Genomic DNA, 18,196 nt, shown 5'->3' with positions numbered 1-18,196 from the left:
ACGACAACAAGCCCCGACCAAGCTGGTCGGGGCTCGTCGACGCTCACTACTTTGATCAGCTGCAGCCGCTGGTGCTGCCGCAGCCCTCGCACACGTGGCAGGAGCCGGCGGGACGCATCTTGGTTCCGCAGGTCATGCAGAGCGGGGAGTCGACGGCGGATCCGGTGATCTGCTCGAAGAGCTCGGCGCTCGTGTGGGCGGTGGCCGGGGCGGGCTTCGAGGCGGCTGCCTCGTGGCTGTCGCCCGAGACCGAGACGTCGAGGTTGGTCTCGCCTCGGGCTCCGCCCTCACGCTCGGTCGCTGGCGCTCCCTCGCTGGCGAGCGAGGTGGGCGCGGGCGAGGGAGCTTCGTCGACGAGCTCGGCGGCCGTGGTGCCGGCGTTGTCGGGCACCTGGTGCGAACCGGTGTCGAGGTAGCGCTGACGCTCGTCGGCCGAGTGGATGCCCAGAGCCGAACGGGTGTCGAAGTCCAGGTAGTCCAGGGCCAGGCGACGGAACGTGTAGTCCATGATCGACTGGCTCATGCGGACGTCCGGGTCGTCGGTCAGACCGGCCGGCTCGAACTTCATGTTCGTGAACTTGCTGACGAACGTCTCCAGCGGCACGCCGTACTGCAGCGAGATGCTGATCGCGATCGAGAAGGCGTCCATCATGCCGGCCAGGGTCGAGCCCTGCTTGCCCAGCTTCATGAAGATCTCGCCCAGCGAGCCGTCCTCGTGCGCACCCGAGGTCATGTAGCCCTCGGCGCCGCCCACGGAGAACGACGTCGTGATGGCCTGGCGCGACTTCGGGAGACGACGACGGATCGGCTTCTCGACGATGACCTCGCGCACGACCTCCTTGACCTCGACCGAACCGGACGACTTGGCCTCCTTGCCGTCCGACAGGGGCTGGCCGACCTTGCAGTTGTCGCGGTAGACCGCGAGCGCCTTCAGGCCGAGCTTCCAGCCCTGGAAGTAGACGTCCTTGATCTCCTCGACCGTGGCCGTCTCGGGCAGGTTGACCGTCTTGGAGATGGCACCCGACAGGAACGGCTGGCAGGCGGCCATCATGTTGACGTGACCCATCGGCTTGATGGAGCGCTTGCCCATGGCGGTGTCGAAGATCTCGTAGTGCTCGGTCTTGAGGCCGGGCGCGTCGACGACGTGACCGTTCTCGGCGATGTACTCGACGATGGCCTCGATGGTCTCGACGTTGTACTTGAGCTTCTGCAGCGCCGCGGGGATCGTCTGGTTGACGATCTGCATCGAGCCGCCGCCGACGAGCTTCTTGAACTTGACCAGCGAGAAGTCGGGCTCGATGCCCGTCGTGTCGCAGTCCATCATGAAGCCGATCGTGCCGGTGGGCGCCAGGACCGACGCCTGGCTGTTGCGCCAGCCGTTCTTGGCACCGATCTTGAGGTTGTCGGCCCACTGCTTGGCGGCCTCACGGTGCACGTCGATGTCCATCGAGTGCAGCGTGCGGATCTCGTCGTTGGCGGCCTGGTGCTTGCGCATGACGCGCTCGTGCGCCGAGGAGTTCTGCGCGAAGCCGTCGTACGGTCCGACGACGCCGGCGATCTCGGCCGAGCGGCGGTAGGACGTGCCGGTCATCAGCGACGTGATCGAGCCGGCCAGCGCGCGGCCGCCGTCGGAGTCGTAGGCCAGGCCGGACGCCATGAGCAGCGCGCCGAGGTTGGCGAAGCCGATGCCGAGCTGACGGTAGGCGCGCGTGGTGTCGCCGATGGCCTCGGTCGGGAAGTCGGCGAAGCAGATGCTGATGTCCATCGCGGTGATGATGAACTCGACGGCCTTGACGAACGTCTGGGTGTCGAACGAGCCGTCGTCCTTGAGGAACTTCAGCAGGTTCAGCGACGCGAGGTTGCAGCTCGAGTTGTCGAGGTGCATGTACTCCGAGCACGGGTTGGACGCCGTGATGCGTCCGGCCTCGGGCGAGGTGTGCCAGTCGTTGATCGTGCCGTCGTACTGGATGCCGGGATCGGCGCACGCCCACGCGGCCTGGGCGATGTCCTGCCACAGCTTCTGCGCGTCGACGGTCTCGATGATCTCGCCGTTGGTGCGGGCACGCAGACCGAACTCGGTGCCGTTCTCGACCGCGCGCATGAACTCGTCGTTGACGCGGATGGAGTTGTTGGCGTTCTGGTACTGCACCGACGTGATGTCGGCGCCGCCGAGGTCCATGTCGTAGCCGGCGTCGCGCAGGACGCGGATCTTGTCTTCTTCCTTGGCCTTGGTCTCGACGAACTCGGCGATGTCGGGGTGGTCGACGTCGAGGACGACCATCTTGGCCGCACGACGCGTGGCGCCGCCCGACTTGATGGTGCCGGCGGACGCGTCGGCGCCGCGCATGAACGAGACGGGACCGGACGCGGTGCCGCCCGAGGAGCGGAGCAGCTCCTTGGACGAGCGGATGCGCGAGAGGTTCAGACCGGCACCGGAGCCGCCCTTGAAGATCAGGCCCTCCTCCTTGTACCAGTTGAGGATCGAGTCCATCGAGTCGTCGACGGCCAGGATGAAGCAGGCGCTGACCTGCTGCGGGCTGGACGTGCCGACGTTGAACCACACGGGGCTGTTGAAGCTGAAGACCTGGTGCAGGAGCATGTGCGTCAGCTCGTGCTCGAAGATCGTGGCCTGCTCCTCGGTCGTGAAGTAGCCGTTGTCGCGGCCGGCCTGCGTGTACGTCAGGACGACGCGGTCGAGCAGCTGCTTGAGGCTCTGCTCACGCTCGGGCGAGCCGACGGCGCCGCGGAAGTACTTGGTCGTCACGATCGTGGAGGCGTTGACGCTCCAGAAGTCGGGGTACTCGACGCCGCGCTGCTCGAAGACGGTCTCGCCGGTCTTCCAGTTGGTCTGGACGACGTCGCGACGCTCCCACGTGACGGCGTCGTACGGGTGCACGCCCTCGGTCGTGTAGACGCGCTCGATCGTCAGACCGGCACCCGCCTTGGCCTTGGCGCTGGACTTGCGCGGGGATCCGGTGGATCCGCTGACCGTCTCTGTCATCGTGCTGCTCCTGTGTGGTTGCCGTGCATACGTGTGTGAAGTTCGTACGGGGTGGTGCTGGACGTGCGGGTACTGCTGGGAAGTTCTGGTGGTGCCTCAGCCGCCGTGCTTGGGGCTGTTGCTGCGCGCCTCTTCGGCCAGCTCGCCGTCGGCGGCCGCGACCATGAGGGTCGCGATCTCGGCGGCGAAGTCGTCGGCGCACTCGAACGCCTTGTAGACGCTGGCGAACCGCAGGTAGGCGACCTCGTCGAGCGCCTTGAGCGGCTCGAGGATGGCCATGCCGACCTCGTGCGCCGGGATCTCGGCCGCACCGCGGTCACGCAGTGCGTCCTCGACCTGCTGGCCCAGACGCGCCAGGTCGTCGGCCGAGACCGGACGCCCCTTGCACGCCTTGGCGACGCCCGCGACGGCCTTGTCGCGGATGAACGGCTCGGTGGCACCGGACCGCTTGGCGATCATGAGCTGCATCTGCTCGATCGTCGTGAACCGCTTCTCGCACTGGGCGCACACCCGACGACGCCGGATGGCGCCCCCCTCGTCGGCCACACGGCTGTCGAGCACCTTCGTGTCGGTGTTCTTGCAGAACGGACAGTGCATGAGGGTGCTCCTTCCGGGGCGGCTGGGACGTGGACCCGACATACGGGCCTGGGGACGAATCTGTGGATCAGGCTGTGCACTCGGGCCGAAACCTGTGCACTGACCGCGACATCCTGTGGACCCACATGTGGAGAACTACATGGGTGTAAGTACTAGATGTAGTGGTAACCATACGCGTCGAGCACGATCGGTGCAACGACCTTCGCAGACACGTCCGACATTCCTGGGGTATGTGCCGGGGCCGCAACGAAAGCGCAGGTCAGGGGTAGTGCGAGTCACACCCGTCACGGCCGACACGCGTGTCCGGGGGCTCCCGGGACGCCGAAGGGAGCCGTCGAAACCGCCGCGGTCGCCATGATGACCAAGGTCCCGACGCGCCGCGCGACCATCCGTTGCGGAACTGCCCCACAACGGACCGCCTCGGTCCTACGATGAGGGACCGACCACAGGCCGACAGACCGGAGACGCAGCACGATGCACTCCCCTCATCTGGCGACCACCGTGACCGTCAGCGCGCAGGACGGCACGATCCTGCGTGCCGACGCGGGTCTCGTCGTGCTGATGGGCCTGTGCCCGGCCGACCTCATCGGGCACCGGCTCGAGACGTTCGGGGCCACGCGGGCCGACGCCGAGAACATCGCCGAGTGCGTCGCGGCCGCCGCCGAGGGCGACACCGGCCAGGCGCAGGTGGCCCTGCGGTCCGACGACGTCGACGAGCTCTACGTGCAGCTCGTCGCGACGGCGGTCGGCCACGAGATCGTCGTCGCCGTCATCGACGAGACCGACCGGGTGCACGAGGAGCGCGACCTGGCGTCGGAGCAGCGCCGCTGGCAGTCGCTGGTGCGCAACGCGGCCGACATCGTCTTCACGATCCAGGACGACGGCACCCTGACGTCCGTGACGTCCGCGCTCCCCCGACGGCTCGGCTGGGAGATCGACGACGTCGTCGGGGTGCTCGGCCTGCAGTTCGTCCACCCCGACGACCGTCCCGCGGCCCAGGCCGCCTGGCAGGCCGTCGCGACGCGGCGCAGCGCGCAGGAGACCCTCGAGGTGCGGCTCGTCCACGCCGACCGCACGGTCTCGTGGAGTCGCATCGTGGTCAGCGACCTGCGCGACGACCCCGACGTGCGGGCCGTCGTCGGCAACTCGACCGACATCACCGAGCAGAAGCTCGTGCAGCTGCAGCAGCGCCGCGAGGAGGCCCGGTTCAGGGCACGATTCGAGCAGTCGCGCCTGCCGCAGACGATGCACTCCCCCGACGAGACGTTCGTCGCCGTCAACGACGCCTTCTGCACCCTGGTGGGCCGCAGCCGCAACGAGCTGATCGGCCGGCCGATGAGCTGGATCATGCACGCCGACGACGTCGCGCCCGAGCTCGGCTCGATCGAGACCGCACGCCTCGAGGGCGTCGAGACGCTGCAGCGCGACCGCGTGCTGCGCGCCGACGACGGCAGCCCCATCGCCGTGCGCGCCGACATCACGGTGCTGCGCGACGCCGACGGCGAGCCGAGCGGGTGCGCCGCCGTGCTGCACGACCAGCGGCCTCTGCAGGACAGCGAGCGGGCCCGCATGCAGCTGCAGCAGTTCTTCGACGTCGTCGCCGACCGCTCGCGCGACTTCGTCGTGATGCACGACGCCGCCGGCAGCACGATCTACGCCTCTCCCCCGGGTCTTCGCATGTTCGGCCAGCGCTACGACCAGCCGATCCACGAGCAGGTGCAGGCGATCCACCCCGACGACTTCCCCGACTCCGCGGCGCAGTGGCAACGCGTGCTGACGCACACCGAGTCGCACACGTGGCGCTTCCGCGTCCGCGACGCCGACGACGCGTGGCGGTGGATCGAGCAGACGTCGACCAACCTGCTCGACACCGAGGTCGGTGGCATCGTGTCGACGGTCCGCGACGTCACGGCCGAGGTCGCCGCCCAGAAGGCGCTCAGCACGTCGGAGGCCCGCTACCGCGCGATGGCCGAGACGGCCGAGGAGGGCATGCTCGTCATCTCGCCCGACGGCCTCATCACCTACGCCAACGTCCGCATCGGGGCGATGCTCGGCCTCGACGTCGACGCCGTCCTCGGCACACCCGTGTTCGCGCTGCTGCGCGGCGAGCACCGCGACCTCGTCGAGGACCGCGTCCACACCCGCCAGGACCGCGGCTCCGAGCGCTTCCAGGTGACGTTCGACCACCCCGACGGCTCGCCCCGGCGCCTGCACGTCGCGGCCTCGCCCATGCCGGACGTCGACGGGGTCCGCCAGGGGTCGCTCGCCATGATCTCCGACATCACCGACAGCCTGCGCGCCGTCGACGAGCTGCGCCACGCCGCGCAGCACGACTCGCTCACCGGCCTGTCGAACCGCAAGACGCTGATGGACCACCTCGACACGATCGACCTCAGGTCGACGTCCCGCGTGGCCGTGCTGTTCATCGACCTCGACCACTTCAAGGACGTCAACGACGGACGCGGCCACAGCGCCGGCGACGACGTGCTGGTCGAGGTCGCCGCGCGGCTGCTCGCCAGCACCGACGGGGACGACGTGGTCGCCCGCTTCGGCGGCGACGAGTTCATCGTCGTGATGCACGACGTCGACGAGCAGGTCGCGCGCTACGCGGCGTCCACGATCCTCAAGGAGCTGTCGGGCTCGTACCACGTCGGCCACCACACGATCCGCGTCGGCGCGACGATCGGCGTCGCGCTGTCGCCGGCCGAGTCCAGCGAGCACCTGGTGCGCTTCGCCGACTCCGCGATGTACGCCGCCAAGACCGGGGGTCGCGGACGCGTGCGCGTCTTCGACTCCGAGCTCGCCGCCCAGACCGAGGAGCGGCACGTCGTCAGCGGCGAGCTGCTGGCCGCCCTCGAGAACGACGCCCTCGACATGCACTACCAGCCCGTCATCGACGTCAGCACCGGCGAGGTCGTCGGCGTCGAGGCCCTGGCCCGCTGGCACCATCCCACGCTCGGCGAGATCCGGCCCGAGCGGTTCGTGGCCCTCGCCGAGCTCAGCGCCAGCTCGACCGACGTCGACCGGTGGGCCATCCGCCGGGCCCTGCGCGACGTCAGCGAGCTCCGCGCCGACCTCACGATGCCCGACGACATGTACGTCGCGATCAACCTGTCGGGCCAGAGCCTGTCGGACGAGAGCCTGGCCGACTACATCGTCGACTCCGTCGCCGCGGCCGGTCTCGAGCCCAGCACCGTGATGCTCGAGATCACCGAGAGCGCGATCATGACCGATCAGAACCTCGCGATCGCGATCCTGCAGCGCCTGCGCAACCACGGCTTCGACATCGCCCTGGACGACTTCGGCACCGGCTACAGCTCGATGGCCTACCTGCGCGACCTGCCCATCAGCGTCCTGAAGATCGACCGCGGCTTCATCACCGACATCCCCGAGGACGCCCACTCCCTCGCGATCGTCCGCTCGCTGATCGAGCTCGGCCGCTCGCTCGGCCTCAAGGTCGTCGCCGAGGGCGTCGAGACGCAGGCCCACCTGGACGCCCTGCGCGTCCGCGGCTGCGGGCTCGCCCAGGGCTGGCTGTGGAGCCCCGCGGTGCCGGTCGAGACCCTGCGCTCGTCGCGCATCCTGACCGACCGCTTCGCGGCCGACGTCGTCGAGACCGATCCGGCCTAGACCGCCGGGCTACCCCTGCGTCGCGGCCCACCGCAGGAACGTCGCGACGTGGTGCAGGTCGTCGAACCCGTCGCCCGCCAGGGAGACCAGCAGGTCGTTGCTCCACACCGCGAGCCGGCCGATCGTCAGCGACGTCTCGTCGACGATCGGCAGCTCGATGCCGTAGACCGACTGCGCGAGCGCCTTCTTGTCGGCGTACGTCATGACGGGGACGAAGCGGTACGGGTCGGCGACGGCCAGGGTCTTGGTCAGCAGCGCCTCGTCCCACGCCGGCATCGACTGGGCGAACGATCCGTCGACCAGCGCCGTCAGCCGGTCCTCGAGCTCTCCGGGACCGCGCAGCAGGTGGTTGGTGACGGCCCGGATGCGCCGCGCCGCCTCGAACTCGCCGAGCAGCACCCACGCCTTGTCGAAGGCCGTCGGGTCGCCCGTCGAGCCGCCGATCGGCGAGTCGGCGAAGTACCTGAGGTCGGCGATCGCGACCTTCTCGAGGCCGTCGGCCGAGAACACCCAGCGGTACTTGGTCCAGTGCTGGCCGACCAGCGGACCGGGCTCGTACGGCACCGTCGCGAGGTACTGCTGCTTCAGCAGCTCGGCGCGCTGACGGTCGACGAGCTCGACGTCGTCGACGGTCGGGAACCGCTTGGCCACCGCCGCGATCGGGACGACCGACGGGGCCGCTGCGCGGGGCGTCGACGTCCGGCGGCGGGGTGCCGCGACCTTCTTGGCCTCGACCGGCGCGCCGTAGACGAACGCGAAGTCGCAGTCGTCGCAGCGGGCCTCCTTGCGTCCGTCCTCGAGGGTGCGGACGAGGTGGACGTCGTCCTCGCGGACACACAGAGGACAGACGATCAAGGCCATGGGTCAAATCTACGGCGACCCTCCGCACGCAGCACCGCCCCCTCCCGCACGCGGCGGGAGGGGGCGGCGGGGAGGTCCGTCGGGGCGGCTCAGACGCGCGAGCGTCCGCCGACCTTGCGCCAGACGAGCAGCGCGATGATCGCACCGATGATCGAGCCGATGATGCCGGAGGCAGTGATGTCGGCGGGGCCGTCCTGGATCAGCGATCCGAGGAAGCCACCGATGAACGAGCCCACGATGCCGAGGATGATGGTGCCGATGATGCCGAGGTCGTCCTTGCCCGGAACGAGCGCGCGGGCGACGAAGCCTGCGATGAGACCGACGATGATGAATCCGATGATGCCCATGGGGTTCCTCCCTTGGTGGTGAAGCCGACGCGGATGCGCAGGTGTGCGCGCGGCGGCAGCCCATGACGCTAGCGGTTCCGACCCGCCGAAGCGACTTTTGCCCGACACGCATGAAGCCGCCGGGAAGGGGTACTCGTCTGCCATGGCTACTTCACCGAAATTCACCATTCCCGGCCTGACCACCAAAGAGGGCGAGAAGCTCGCGGGCATCCTCCAGGAGCGTCTCAACGCCCTGAACGACCTGCACCTGACCCTCAAGCACGTTCACTGGAACGTCGTCGGACCGCACTTCATCGCCGTCCACGAGATGATCGACCCGCACGTCGACGAGGTCATCGCGATGGTCGACGAGACCGCCGAGCGCATCGCGACGCTGGGCGTGTCCCCGCTGGGCACCCCCGGCGCCATCGTCAACGGCCGCTCGTGGGAGGACTACTCCCTCGGTCGCGCCACGACCAACGAGCACCTCGGGGCGCTCGACGAGGTCTACGTCAACCTGCTGAAGGACCACCGCAACGCGCAGGAGGCGACGTCCGACCTCGACCCCGTCACCGAGGACATGATCATCGGCCAGCAGCGTCAGCTCGAGCTGTTCCACTGGTTCATCCGCGCCCACCTCGAGAGCACCGGCGGCAAGCTGTCGACCGACGGCGCGAGCTCGGAGAAGAAGGCCGCCCAGGCCGCGCACGACAACGCGGACGTCACCGACTGACGTCCGTCCCTCATCTCGAAGCCCCGATCCATGCGCTGGGTCGGGGCTTCGTGCTGTGCCGGGGGTGTCAGGCGACCAGGACGTCGACGAGGCGCTCGGCGGCGCGCGCCAGCCGCAGGTCGCGCGTGGCGAGGGGGCAGTCGAGGGCTTCGGCCAGGACGACGTAGGCCGCGTCGTACGCCGAGAAGTTGTCGCGCAGCTCGAACGCCCGACGCCGCAGGTCGTCCGCGGTGGCCCACCGCGTGACCGGCAGGTCCTCGTAGCGGTCGAGGACGTCTCGGCCCCGATGAGCGCCCAGGTGGCGACCCAGCACCAGCCCGCGCACAGCCGAGACGATCTCGACGTCGAGCAGGTGCGGTGCCGTCAGACGGTGACGGGAGAGAAGCTCACTCGCTGCCACGCCGTCCCGCGCGACCAGCGCGTCGAGCACGATCGAGCAGTCGACGACGATCGTCACCGGGATTCGCGGCCGGCGCGGACGGCATCGACCGACGACACAGCCGACATCTCGCTGTGCGCTCTCGAGCGGGCGAGCACTTCCGCGACAGTCGGACGCGACGCCTCCTCGACCAGCAGCCCGAGCAGCAGGTCGTTCAGCGACACGCCCAGCGAGGCCGCGCGGGCCTTGAGCGCGCGACGGGTGTCGTCGGGGACGTTGCGGATCTGCACCAGACCAGTCATGCATGCACTTTACCGGGCACTACATGCAGAGTGTATGCATGAGTCGTGGTTCAGCGCCGTCCGCGGGGCCTCGGCTTGGGGCCCGTGCGGCGCTCGTCGGGCGCCTTGTAGGTGCCGCCGACGATGCGCGCCATCAGCAGCTGCGGGTCGCCGCGCTCGACCTCGCGGACGAACTGGTGAGCCCGCTCGCCGCGCAGCACCGACGCCTCGGCGCCGTGGTGCGAGATCACGACCTCCTTGTCGCGCACGACCCACTCGTAACCGCTCGGACGCTTCATGCGTCCATAGTGACGCGTCGGCCCGGCCCGTCGCTCACCGGACCGTGACCGAGCCGATCTCGTACGTCCCGTCGTCGCCACCGGTCATCGCCAACCGCATCGGCCCGGCCTCGAACGTCGTGGTCGCACCGGGCTTGTGCTCGCCCCACGCGACGCGTGCCGTGACGGTGTACCGGCCGGCTGCGTCCGGCACGTCGAACCGTGCGGTGTCGCGGGCGGTCGCCGGCGTCGGGACGGACGAGGCCCCCTTCTGCGACGTGTCGACGTCGCGCAGGTCGAGGTCGGACGCGGTCGTCGCGACGACGCGCCCCGACCCGTCCCGCAGCTGGTACGTGACGTCCCACCGCTCGTGCGTCGACGTGACACCGCGGTTGGTCCACGTGACGTCGGCGCGCACGGCTCCCCCGTCGGCGACGACCGTGGCCGCCGCGTCGTACCGGTAGCCCGCGTAGACGTTGGCCCGTCGCCACAGCTCGTGGTCGCCACGGTCCATCGGACGGTCGGCGAGCTGGTCGGGGAAACCGCTGCTGGACGTCATGGAGACGTGCCGCTCGACGACCGACGCGAGACCCCTGCGGTAGTAGTCGGCGGACGACTCGCCCTCGGGCAGCTGGCACCACTCGGTCAGCACCGGTGCCTCGACCAGCCGCCGGGCGAGCACCTCGACGATCGGGTCGCCCCGGCGGACGTACTCGGACGACTCGTCGGTCGCCCACGTCGGCAGCGTGTCGAAGACCCCCAGGCAGTCGGACCGGACGCCGACGGGGTGCACGACGCCGTCGAGCGCCGCGCTGTCGCGCATCAGCTGCTTGACGATGAACGCGTTGCCCGGTGCCGTGACCATCTGCGTACGCGGGAACGCCCGCAGGTTCGCCGCGACCAGCCGCGTCGCCGAGCCGGCGGTGATGAACTGGTCCTCGTACTGGCTGTAGTAGCCGAGGGCCGCCTCGCTCTCGTCGCCCGACGGCCCCGGACGTCCGAGCTCGTCGCGCAGCACCGGCAGCACGTTCTCGCCGAAGTCGCCGTAGCCCGACATCTCGAAGACCGCGAGGCGCTCGTCGCCGTCGTACCGTCGCCCCAGCGCACCCAGCAGCTGGTCGAAGCGGTCGAGGTAGGCCGGGCTGTTCCACGCCGGGATGACCTGCGTGACGCCGTCGCGCTCGTACCGCTCGACGGCCCCGTCTGTCGCGGCGAGCCAGTCGGGCACGGCGAGGTTGACGCCGCCCGGCGGCGACGGGTCGCAGCACGAGTCGTAGGTCGTGATGCGCAGGCCCAGCCGCATGCCGCGCTCGCCGTTCTGCTCGAGCGCACGGTCGATCTGGGAGAAGTCGTAGCGCTCGTCGTCCGGGGCGTCGTCCGGCAGCGTCGTGGGATCGACCGGCTGCAGTGATCGCCACGTGACCCGGATCGCGGCGTCACGGGTGCCGGGCCAGGCCGGCAGGCCGTCCTGCGCGTCGTTCGACTGCGGGAACAGGCCCGTGAGGATGTTGTCGAACTGACCCCGCATCGGGTTGACGACGTCGGCCGCCGAGTACGGCACGACGCGCCCGTCGGTGCCGCCGCGTCGCGCCGTGTCGGTGGCCGCGAGGGTCACCAGGCCCAGCAGCAGGACGACCGCAAGAACCCGGGTCACGTGGCCCCTGCCTCGGCGCGGCTCGGACGACGTCACGACCGCGTCAGCCCGCGGCACGCTGGGGGTCGGTCACGTCGCGCTGCTCGCGGCGGTGACGCCCAGGTAGCGCAGCGCGCTGTCGGTCAGCGTGTGGGCGAGGTTGCGGGCCCGCGGGGCGTTCGCGCGGGCCTGCCGGACGAGGTCCTTGGGGTCCTCCCCCGTGTCGCCGTAGTAGCCCTCGGCGACCCAGCGCTCGTACGTCTCGGGGGTGACCTCGGGGTGGAACTGCCAGCCGATCGCCCGGGCGCCCCAGGCGTCGTCGACGATGCACTGCGGTCCCCGCCACGACGTGCCGATGACGCGCGACGTCGGACCGGGCGAGAAGACGTCCTTGTGCATCTGGCCCCACGGACCCTCGGGGCACAGCAGCGGGTCAATCGTGTCGACCCGCTGCCACCCGAGCTCGGGCCGGTCGGACCTCCACGACGTCCCGCCCAGCGCCCGGGCCATGACCTGGACGCCGTAGCAGATGCCCATGACGGGGGTGCCCGCCGCGAGGGCACCGCGGATCAGCCGGATCTCGGACGTCACGGCGTCGGTCCACCGCTCGTCGTGCGCCGACTTGTCGGAGCCCAGCAGCAGCACCAGGTCGGACGCGCCCAGCGCGTCGAAGGCCGGGAGGGCGTCACGGTCGACCTCGACGAGCTCCGCCCCGTGCTCGGCGAGACGCTCGGTGACGTAGCCGCCGTCGTTGTCGGCCGCGTCGGCGACCACGTGAATCCGCATGCGCCCATTGTCGCCTACCGCGACGAACGCAGGGGCGTGCCGCTACGGCCAGGCGGGGCCGTCGGACGGTGGCGGGTCACGCCTGACGACCTCGGTGTCGGGCGCCGGGCACTCGGGGCGCGCCCGCGTGCGCAGCGCGACGAGCGCCGAGACCACGAGGGCGAGGACGATCGCGGTGACCCAGGGGGCCAGCGGGCGCTGCTGGGGCTCGGCCGACTGCCGCCACACCTGCCACGACGCCGAGACGTACTCGCGGACGGCGTCGGCCGAGCGCGGCCCGCGCGACACCGACGTGCCCAGGTAGAGCGCTGCAGTGGCGGTCGGCGCCGCGATCCACGCCAGGACGAGCGCCGGCACCCACCAGATCACGCGGACGACCGGCGCGACGCCGATGACGACGAGCGCGACGACCAGCACGGCTGCTCCGAGCCACCGGGTGACCGCGTCGGCGTGCGTGGACGTCATGACCTCGCTCGTCACCGCGACGGCCAGCGCGTACGCCCACATCGGCGCGAGTCCGGCGACCGCGGCCAGCGCGACGCCGAGCCCGGGACGCCCCAGCAGCGCCCCGAGACCGACGGCCAGTCCGACCACCGTCACGACGACCACGAGTGCCGCGAGCCCGTCGAGCACGCGGACGTCGACCGGACCGGCCGCGCCGGAGCCGTCGCCCAGCGCTGCCCGCGCCTGCACGATCGCGACGACCAGCGCGACGACCGTGCCCGCCACGACCGACAGGACGGCGGGCACCCTGCGACCGCGCCGGAGCGTGACGACCAGGCCCGCCAGGACGCCGCCCACGCCTGCGCTCACGACCAGGCCGCCTGCACTGCTGCCCGACAGCAGCGGCAGGGCCGCGGGCGAGAAGCCGTTCGTGCTCAGGATGTCTCGACCGAAGAGGTCGACGATCCACGGCAGGAAGCCGGCGCCCCACCACACGAGTGCCGCGAGCGGCGCCAGCGCGAGTGCGGGGACCCCCCGCCTCCGCACGGTGTCCTCCGCCGGGGACGTCAGAGACGAGGTGGGCGTCAGCCCGACCGTCACGAGGCGCTCCGCAGGAACTCCTCCAGCAGCGGCCCGGCGGTCTGCGAGCCCGACTCGCCGTCGGCGACGAACACCGCCACGGCGAGGTCGCCCTGCGTCGCGATCATCCAGGCGTGGGTGCGCGGGGGCGTGTCGTCGCCGTACTCGGCGGTGCCGGTCTTGGCCGACACGGGGCCTCCGGGCACATCGGCCAGGAAGCGCCCGCTGCCGTCTGTGACGACGCCGCGGAACAGCTCCTGCAGCTGGGCCGCCTCGGACGACGTCAGCGGCGCCGACGCCGCCGACGCGGGCTTGGAGGGCGTGTCGGCCAGCAGGGTCGGCGTGACCCGCTCACCCTTCGCGATGGACGCCGCGACGGTGGCCATCGCGAGCGGCGAGGCCTCGATGCGTCCCTGACCGATCATCGACGCCGCCCGCTCGGTGCCCTCGGCCGTGTCGGGCACCGAGCCGAGGAAGGCGGGATAGCCCAGATCGACGTCGGGGCCGAGGCCGAGCGCCGCGGCGGCACCGGCCAGATCGGCCTGCGGCGCCTTGTCGCGCTCGGCGATCATCGCGGTGTTGCACGAGTTGGCGATCGCCGTGCGCAGCGCGATGTCGCCGACCGCACTGCTCGGGTAGTCGGAGTAGTTGGTGAACCGCCGACCGTCGACCGTGATCGACTCGGTGCACGGCACCTCGGTCGACGGCGTGAGCCCCGAGCGCAGCAGGGCCAGTGCCGTCACGAGCTTGAACGTCGACCCGGGCGGGAACCGTCCACCGGCAGCCGTGTCGGCGCCGTCGCCGCCCGGGCCGCTCGAGAGCGCGACGATCTCGCCCGTCGAGGGACGCACCGCCACGATCGCGCTGGCCGGGCCGACGTCCGATAGGATCGCGTCGGCCTCGCCCTGCAGCCCGATGTCGATCGTCGTGCGCAGCGGCTTGCCGGCCACGGCCTCGCCCGAGAAGAGCTCGACGGGCTCGGTGCCCTCGACCGACGAGACCGACTCGACCCGTACGCCCGGGGTGCCTCGCAGCTGCCGGTCGTAGCGCAGCGCCAGCCCGGACAGCCCGACGGTGTCGCCGGCCTGCACCGCGCCCTGGGACTTCTCGACGATCTCGGCGGTCGCCTCGCCCACGGCGCCGAGCATCGGCTGCCCGAAGCTGCGGGTCGGTGCGAGCGGCAGGGTGTCGTCGATCGCGACGGCACCGGCGATCGCGTCGACGTCCTGCTGGCGCGGCGCATCGGTCGCGTCGGCACGCACCACCAGGGCGGGGACGAACGCTTGCGCCCCGGCCGCGGCCGCACGCGTCGCGTACTCGCCGGCGTCGATGTCGACGAGAGCTGCCAGCGCGCGGGCGGAGGCGTCGACCTGCGCCGCGTCGACCTTGGTCTTGTCGAGACCGATCCGCAGGACGGCACGTTCGGTCACGAGCGGCTGGTCGCCGGCGCCGAGGATGTCGCCGCGGTCGGCGGCGGTCGTGCGGACGCGCAGGCGGTCGTCGACCGTCAGGTCGGGGGCGACGATCGACGGCTTCCACTCGACCTTCCACGCCTCGTCGACCAGCGACAGCGTCGCCGTCGTCGTGTAGCTCCACGGTCTGCCCTGCAGGTCCCACGTCGTCTTCAGCGTCGCGGTGGCGGTGTCGTCGTCCTCGGAGACGTCGTCGACCGTGACCTTGGCCGGCGCGCCGTCCATGCTCGCGACGATGCGCTCGAGATCGGCCTGCGAGGTCGGGCCACCCGCCGTCAGCGGGACCTTCGAGACGTCGGAACGGCTGAGCCCCTTCGCCAGCGCCTCGGCGGTGTCGCGAGGATCGGGACCCCCCGACGTGCACGCCGCCAGCAGACCCGCGACGCAGGCCACGGCAGCGACGCCGGCTGCGGCGCGGCGACCTGGAACCTCGATGAGCCTCACCTGGTACCTCCCCGTTGGTGTCAGGTTCTCGCCCCAGATGATCGGCCGGGCGCGCGTGCAGTCAAACAGGTGCACCGACTGCGGTCAACGAGCCTCGCCGGACGCGACGAGACCCGGCGGGGCCACCTTCCCTTGTGGCCTCACCGGGTCGCGTCGTGTGCATCTCTCGATGCGGCGGAGCGGCTACTTGTCGTAGACCGGCACCGCGATCTCCGACCCCATCTGCAGGGCGGAGGCGCTGGGGAGCGAGTTGAGCTCGATGATGTCGTCGACCGTCGCCCGGATGTCGCCGTCGGGGTTGGCCGCCGCGGCGATCTGCCACAGCGTGTGCCCGGGCATGACCGCCACCGTCGTGGTCTGCTCGGGCGTGCCGACCTGGTCGGTCGCGGTGGACGAGGGGCCGAGCACGACGGCCAGGATGCCGATCGCGACGATCGCGAGGGTCAGGACCGCGATCTTGCCGCGGCGGGTCAGCCGCACGGCGGCGCTGGGGGCGCTGGGGGCGCTGGCGACGCGCGGTGCGCGGACGAGCTGCGGGGCCTGGCCGAAGGTGATGGTGCTCATGAGTGCCTCCATGGGGGAAGTGAGACGGGTGCGTGACGTGTGGTGTGCCGACCGATCGCCGTTCTCGATGTCATTCGATGGTGCGAACAGGCGTTCGATCGAACACATGTACGACGATAGGGGCCGGGTCGGACAAAAGGAAGCATCACTCGAACAGAATTTCGAGAACCACACCGAAATCCCTGCAATTTCAAGCAAAAGAATTCGAACACGTGTTCCACGTCACCGGCGCGCAGCCACCGAGGAGGCACCTGTCGCCCGCGCGCACTACCGTCGTGCCATGCCCGCCCCCCGCATGATCGTCACGGCCTGGAAGCAGGCGTCGGCCCAGCAAGCGCCCCTCCTGGCAGCGGGTGTCGCGTTCTACACCTTCCTGTCACTGTTCCCCGCCCTGATCGCCGGCGTGCTCACCTACGGCCTCGTCGCCTCGCCCGAGACCGTCCAGCGCCAGTCGGCCGAGCTCGCCGACGCCCTGCCCGCCGATGCCGCCTCGCTGGTGACGGGCCAGCTCGACTCATTGGTGTCGACCGACAACGGCTCCCTCGGCGTCGGCCTGCTGCTCGCGGTGACGCTGGCGGTCTACAGCGCGTCAGGCGGCGTCGGCAACCTGGTCACGGCGATCAACGCGATGTACGGCATCCGCGACCAGCGCAACTTCCTCCAGAAGAAGCTCGTCGCCCTGGCGCTGACCGCCGGCGCGCTCGTGTTCCTGATCGTCGTGGTCGGCCTGGTCGCGGCCGCACCCGCCGTCTTCGACGCGATCGACATCGTGCCGGGCACCCGCGTCCTGCTCGAGCTCGGCCGCTGGGTCGTCCTGCTGGGAGCCCTGGTCGTCGCGATGGGCGTGCTGTTCCGCGTCGCGCCCGACCGCTCGGAGGCCCCTCACCTGCTGACCAAGGGCGTGCTGGTCGCGAGCGGGCTGTGGCTCGTGGTCTCGGTCGGGTTCTCGACCTACGTCGACAACTTCGGCAGCTACGGCAAAACGTACGGCGCCCTCGCGGGCGTCGTGGTGCTGCTGCTGTGGCTCTGGATCGGCATGTACGCGATCCTGTTCGGCGCGACGGTCGAGGCGGTCCGCGAGCAGATCGTCACGGCCGACACCGTCGCGGAGGACGCCGAGATCGCCGACCTGCGGGGCGCCGAGGCCGACGGCGACGAGGTGCACGTCGAGGTCGTCGACGCCGCCGCCGACGACGAGGACCTCGAGGAGCAGGCGCGCGACGACCGCCCGACACCCGTCTTCAAGCGCCTGCGCAACCCGTTCGCGAAGAAGACCGCCCGGCGCTGACCGGGCGCGTCAGCGCAGCCCGGCCCGGCGGAGCCGGCGGGCGCCCAGGCGGCGCATGAGGGGGTCGACCCGCATCGCGAGCGTCGGGGCCAGCGACGCCGAGCGGGCCACCACACCGCGCCACACCGGCAGGGTCCGGTACACGCGGCCGGTCCCGAACATCGCGACGAGCTCGCGCGCGACCGTCTCGGGGGTCAGCAGCACGCCTGCCGCCAGGATCTCGCGGGTGCTGCCGCTCGCGTCGAAGCCCTCGAGCATCGCGGTCGACACGCCGTCGGGGCACACCGCGTGCACGCGGATGCCGTCGCGCCTCAGCTCGGACGCGATCGAGGTGGCCAGCGACAGCACGGCGGCCTTCGTCGCGGCGTAGACGCTCAGGTTCGGCACGGGTGCGTGGGCGCTCAACGACGCGACGATGCCGATCTCGCCGCCGGTCACACCGATCGCCGCCTGCTCGCGGAAGGCGTCGGTGGCCGCCCGCGCTCCCCACGCCACCCCGAGCACGTTGACCTCGACGCTGAGACGCACCTGCCCGTCCGTGAGGTCGCCCAGGTCTCCGTCGAAGGCGACGCCCGCGTTGCACACCCACGCGCCCAGCGGTGCGATCTCGCGCGCCCGGGCCGCCACGGCGCGGTTCGCCGCCGGATCGGTCACGTCGAGGGCCGCGCCCGAGTGGGCACCGATCTCGGCGACAGTCGCCGCGGCGGCGGACGCGTCCAGGTCGGTCACGACGACGAGGTACCCGCGGCCCACGAGCTCGGCGGCGATCGCGCGGCCGATGCCGCGGGCGGCTCCCGTCACGACGGCGGAAAGGGGCTGGTCGGGGCTCACGAGCGTCTGGGGCACCGCGTCACGGTAGGCGACACGCCCGCGACACGCCATCGAACATATGTTTGAACT

Annotated in this window: 16 protein-coding genes; 3 read left to right on the top strand and 13 right to left on the bottom strand. The window is 70.9% G+C overall.

Annotated features, from left to right (window positions below):
- Nucleotides 1–55: 55 nt before the first annotated feature.
- Nucleotides 56–3,001 carry a vitamin B12-dependent ribonucleotide reductase gene (locus IFT73_RS04055; RefSeq protein WP_192166483.1) on the bottom strand — a complete coding sequence of 982 codons (2,946 nt, stop codon included), beginning with the start codon at nt 2,999–3,001 and terminating at the stop codon, nt 56–58.
- A 96-nt stretch (nt 3,002–3,097) separates the two neighbouring features.
- Nucleotides 3,098–3,598 carry a transcriptional regulator NrdR gene (nrdR, locus tag IFT73_RS04050; RefSeq protein ID WP_056607911.1) on the bottom strand — a complete coding sequence of 167 codons (501 nt, stop codon included), beginning with the start codon at nt 3,596–3,598 and terminating at the stop codon, nt 3,098–3,100.
- A gap of 474 nt (nt 3,599–4,072) precedes the next feature.
- Between nrdR and IFT73_RS04045 the strand changes: the two genes are divergently transcribed.
- Nucleotides 4,073–7,228 carry an EAL domain-containing protein gene (locus IFT73_RS04045; RefSeq protein WP_192166482.1) on the top strand — a complete coding sequence of 1,052 codons (3,156 nt, stop codon included), beginning with the start codon at nt 4,073–4,075 and terminating at the stop codon, nt 7,226–7,228.
- A 9-nt stretch (nt 7,229–7,237) separates the two neighbouring features.
- Here the strand turns inward: IFT73_RS04045 and IFT73_RS04040 are convergent, their stop codons facing one another.
- Together IFT73_RS04040 and IFT73_RS04035 are read right to left on the bottom strand one after the other, a co-directional pair.
- Nucleotides 7,238–8,089: a hypothetical protein gene (locus IFT73_RS04040; RefSeq protein WP_192166481.1), complete on the bottom strand. Its 852-nt coding sequence runs from the start codon at nt 8,087–8,089 to the stop codon at nt 7,238–7,240.
- An 89-nt stretch (nt 8,090–8,178) separates the two neighbouring features.
- The gene (locus IFT73_RS04035; RefSeq protein ID WP_192166480.1) at nt 8,179–8,436 is read right to left on the bottom strand and encodes a GlsB/YeaQ/YmgE family stress response membrane protein; all 258 of its coding nucleotides are present in this window, start codon (nt 8,434–8,436) and stop codon (nt 8,179–8,181) included.
- A gap of 142 nt (nt 8,437–8,578) precedes the next feature.
- Here IFT73_RS04035 and IFT73_RS04030 point away from each other — a divergent pair, with 142 nt between their 5' ends.
- Nucleotides 8,579–9,148 carry a Dps family protein gene (locus IFT73_RS04030; RefSeq protein ID WP_192166479.1) on the top strand — a complete coding sequence of 190 codons (570 nt, stop codon included), beginning with the start codon at nt 8,579–8,581 and terminating at the stop codon, nt 9,146–9,148.
- Nucleotides 9,149–9,215: 67 nt separating this feature from the next.
- Here the strand turns inward: IFT73_RS04030 and IFT73_RS04025 are convergent, their stop codons facing one another.
- From IFT73_RS04025 to IFT73_RS03990, 8 genes are all read right to left on the bottom strand, one after another.
- The gene (locus IFT73_RS04025; protein ID WP_192166478.1) at nt 9,216–9,605 is read right to left on the bottom strand and encodes a type II toxin-antitoxin system VapC family toxin; all 390 of its coding nucleotides are present in this window, start codon (nt 9,603–9,605) and stop codon (nt 9,216–9,218) included.
- A complete protein-coding gene (locus IFT73_RS04020) occupies nt 9,602–9,829 on the bottom strand; it encodes a hypothetical protein (RefSeq protein WP_192166477.1) in 228 nt (75 codons plus the stop codon). Before IFT73_RS04020 ends, IFT73_RS04025 begins: the two co-directional genes overlap by 4 nt.
- 50 nt (nt 9,830–9,879) lie before the next feature.
- A complete protein-coding gene (locus tag IFT73_RS04015) occupies nt 9,880–10,107 on the bottom strand; it encodes a hypothetical protein (protein WP_192166476.1) in 228 nt (75 codons plus the stop codon).
- Between the two features lie 34 nt (nt 10,108–10,141).
- Nucleotides 10,142–11,740 (bottom strand): hypothetical protein, encoded by a 1,599-nt coding sequence (locus IFT73_RS04010; RefSeq protein WP_192166475.1) that lies wholly within the window; start codon nt 11,738–11,740, stop codon nt 10,142–10,144.
- A gap of 69 nt (nt 11,741–11,809) precedes the next feature.
- Nucleotides 11,810–12,505: a type 1 glutamine amidotransferase gene (locus IFT73_RS04005; protein ID WP_192166474.1), complete on the bottom strand. Its 696-nt coding sequence runs from the start codon at nt 12,503–12,505 to the stop codon at nt 11,810–11,812.
- A 42-nt stretch (nt 12,506–12,547) separates the two neighbouring features.
- Complete coding sequence (locus IFT73_RS04000; RefSeq protein ID WP_192166473.1) at nt 12,548–13,495, bottom strand: hypothetical protein; 948 nt, start codon at nt 13,493–13,495, stop codon at nt 12,548–12,550.
- 50 nt (nt 13,496–13,545) lie between these two features.
- Complete coding sequence (locus tag IFT73_RS03995) at nt 13,546–15,444, bottom strand: penicillin-binding transpeptidase domain-containing protein (protein WP_197983486.1); 1,899 nt, start codon at nt 15,442–15,444, stop codon at nt 13,546–13,548.
- A gap of 183 nt (nt 15,445–15,627) precedes the next feature.
- Nucleotides 15,628–16,008, bottom strand: coding sequence for a LysM domain-containing protein (locus IFT73_RS03990; RefSeq protein ID WP_192166472.1), 381 nt, complete (start codon nt 16,006–16,008; stop codon nt 15,628–15,630).
- 280 nt (nt 16,009–16,288) lie between these two features.
- Here IFT73_RS03990 and IFT73_RS03985 point away from each other — a divergent pair, with 280 nt between their 5' ends.
- Nucleotides 16,289–17,296, top strand: a complete 1,008-nt coding sequence (locus IFT73_RS03985) for a YihY/virulence factor BrkB family protein (protein WP_192166471.1) — start codon at nt 16,289–16,291, stop codon at nt 17,294–17,296.
- 9 nt (nt 17,297–17,305) lie between these two features.
- Here the strand turns inward: IFT73_RS03985 and IFT73_RS03980 are convergent, their stop codons facing one another.
- Entirely contained in the window at nt 17,306–18,142 is an 837-nt protein-coding gene (locus tag IFT73_RS03980) for an SDR family NAD(P)-dependent oxidoreductase (protein ID WP_192166470.1), read from the bottom strand.
- Between the last annotated feature and the right edge of the window lie 54 nt (nt 18,143–18,196).

The organism is Aeromicrobium sp. CFBP 8757 (genome assembly GCF_014841755.1).
Classification (GTDB): domain Bacteria; phylum Actinomycetota; class Actinomycetes; order Propionibacteriales; family Nocardioidaceae; genus Aeromicrobium.
The sequence above is the reverse complement of the archived record's forward strand: the minus strand, read 5'-3'. Positions and strand labels throughout refer to the sequence as shown.

What these genes read in the sequence shown, in the direction of transcription:
- IFT73_RS04055 (WP_192166483.1), bottom strand. Translation starts at nt 3,001, where the DNA reads ATGACAGAGACGGTCAGCGGATCCACCGGATCCCCGCGCAAGTCCAGC.
- nrdR (WP_056607911.1), bottom strand. Translation starts at nt 3,598, where the DNA reads ATGCACTGTCCGTTCTGCAAGAACACCGACACGAAGGTGCTCGACAGC.
- IFT73_RS04045 (WP_192166482.1), top strand. Translation starts at nt 4,073, where the DNA reads ATGCACTCCCCTCATCTGGCGACCACCGTGACCGTCAGCGCGCAGGAC.
- IFT73_RS04040 (WP_192166481.1), bottom strand. Translation starts at nt 8,089, where the DNA reads ATGGCCTTGATCGTCTGTCCTCTGTGTGTCCGCGAGGACGACGTCCAC.
- IFT73_RS04035 (WP_192166480.1), bottom strand. Translation starts at nt 8,436, where the DNA reads ATGGGCATCATCGGATTCATCATCGTCGGTCTCATCGCAGGCTTCGTC.
- IFT73_RS04030 (WP_192166479.1), top strand. Translation starts at nt 8,579, where the DNA reads ATGGCTACTTCACCGAAATTCACCATTCCCGGCCTGACCACCAAAGAG.
- IFT73_RS04020 (WP_192166477.1), bottom strand. Translation starts at nt 9,829, where the DNA reads ATGACTGGTCTGGTGCAGATCCGCAACGTCCCCGACGACACCCGTCGC.
- IFT73_RS04015 (WP_192166476.1), bottom strand. Translation starts at nt 10,107, where the DNA reads ATGAAGCGTCCGAGCGGTTACGAGTGGGTCGTGCGCGACAAGGAGGTC.
- IFT73_RS04005 (WP_192166474.1), bottom strand. Translation starts at nt 12,505, where the DNA reads ATGCGGATTCACGTGGTCGCCGACGCGGCCGACAACGACGGCGGCTAC.
- IFT73_RS03990 (WP_192166472.1), bottom strand. Translation starts at nt 16,008, where the DNA reads ATGAGCACCATCACCTTCGGCCAGGCCCCGCAGCTCGTCCGCGCACCG.
- IFT73_RS03985 (WP_192166471.1), top strand. Translation starts at nt 16,289, where the DNA reads ATGCCCGCCCCCCGCATGATCGTCACGGCCTGGAAGCAGGCGTCGGCC.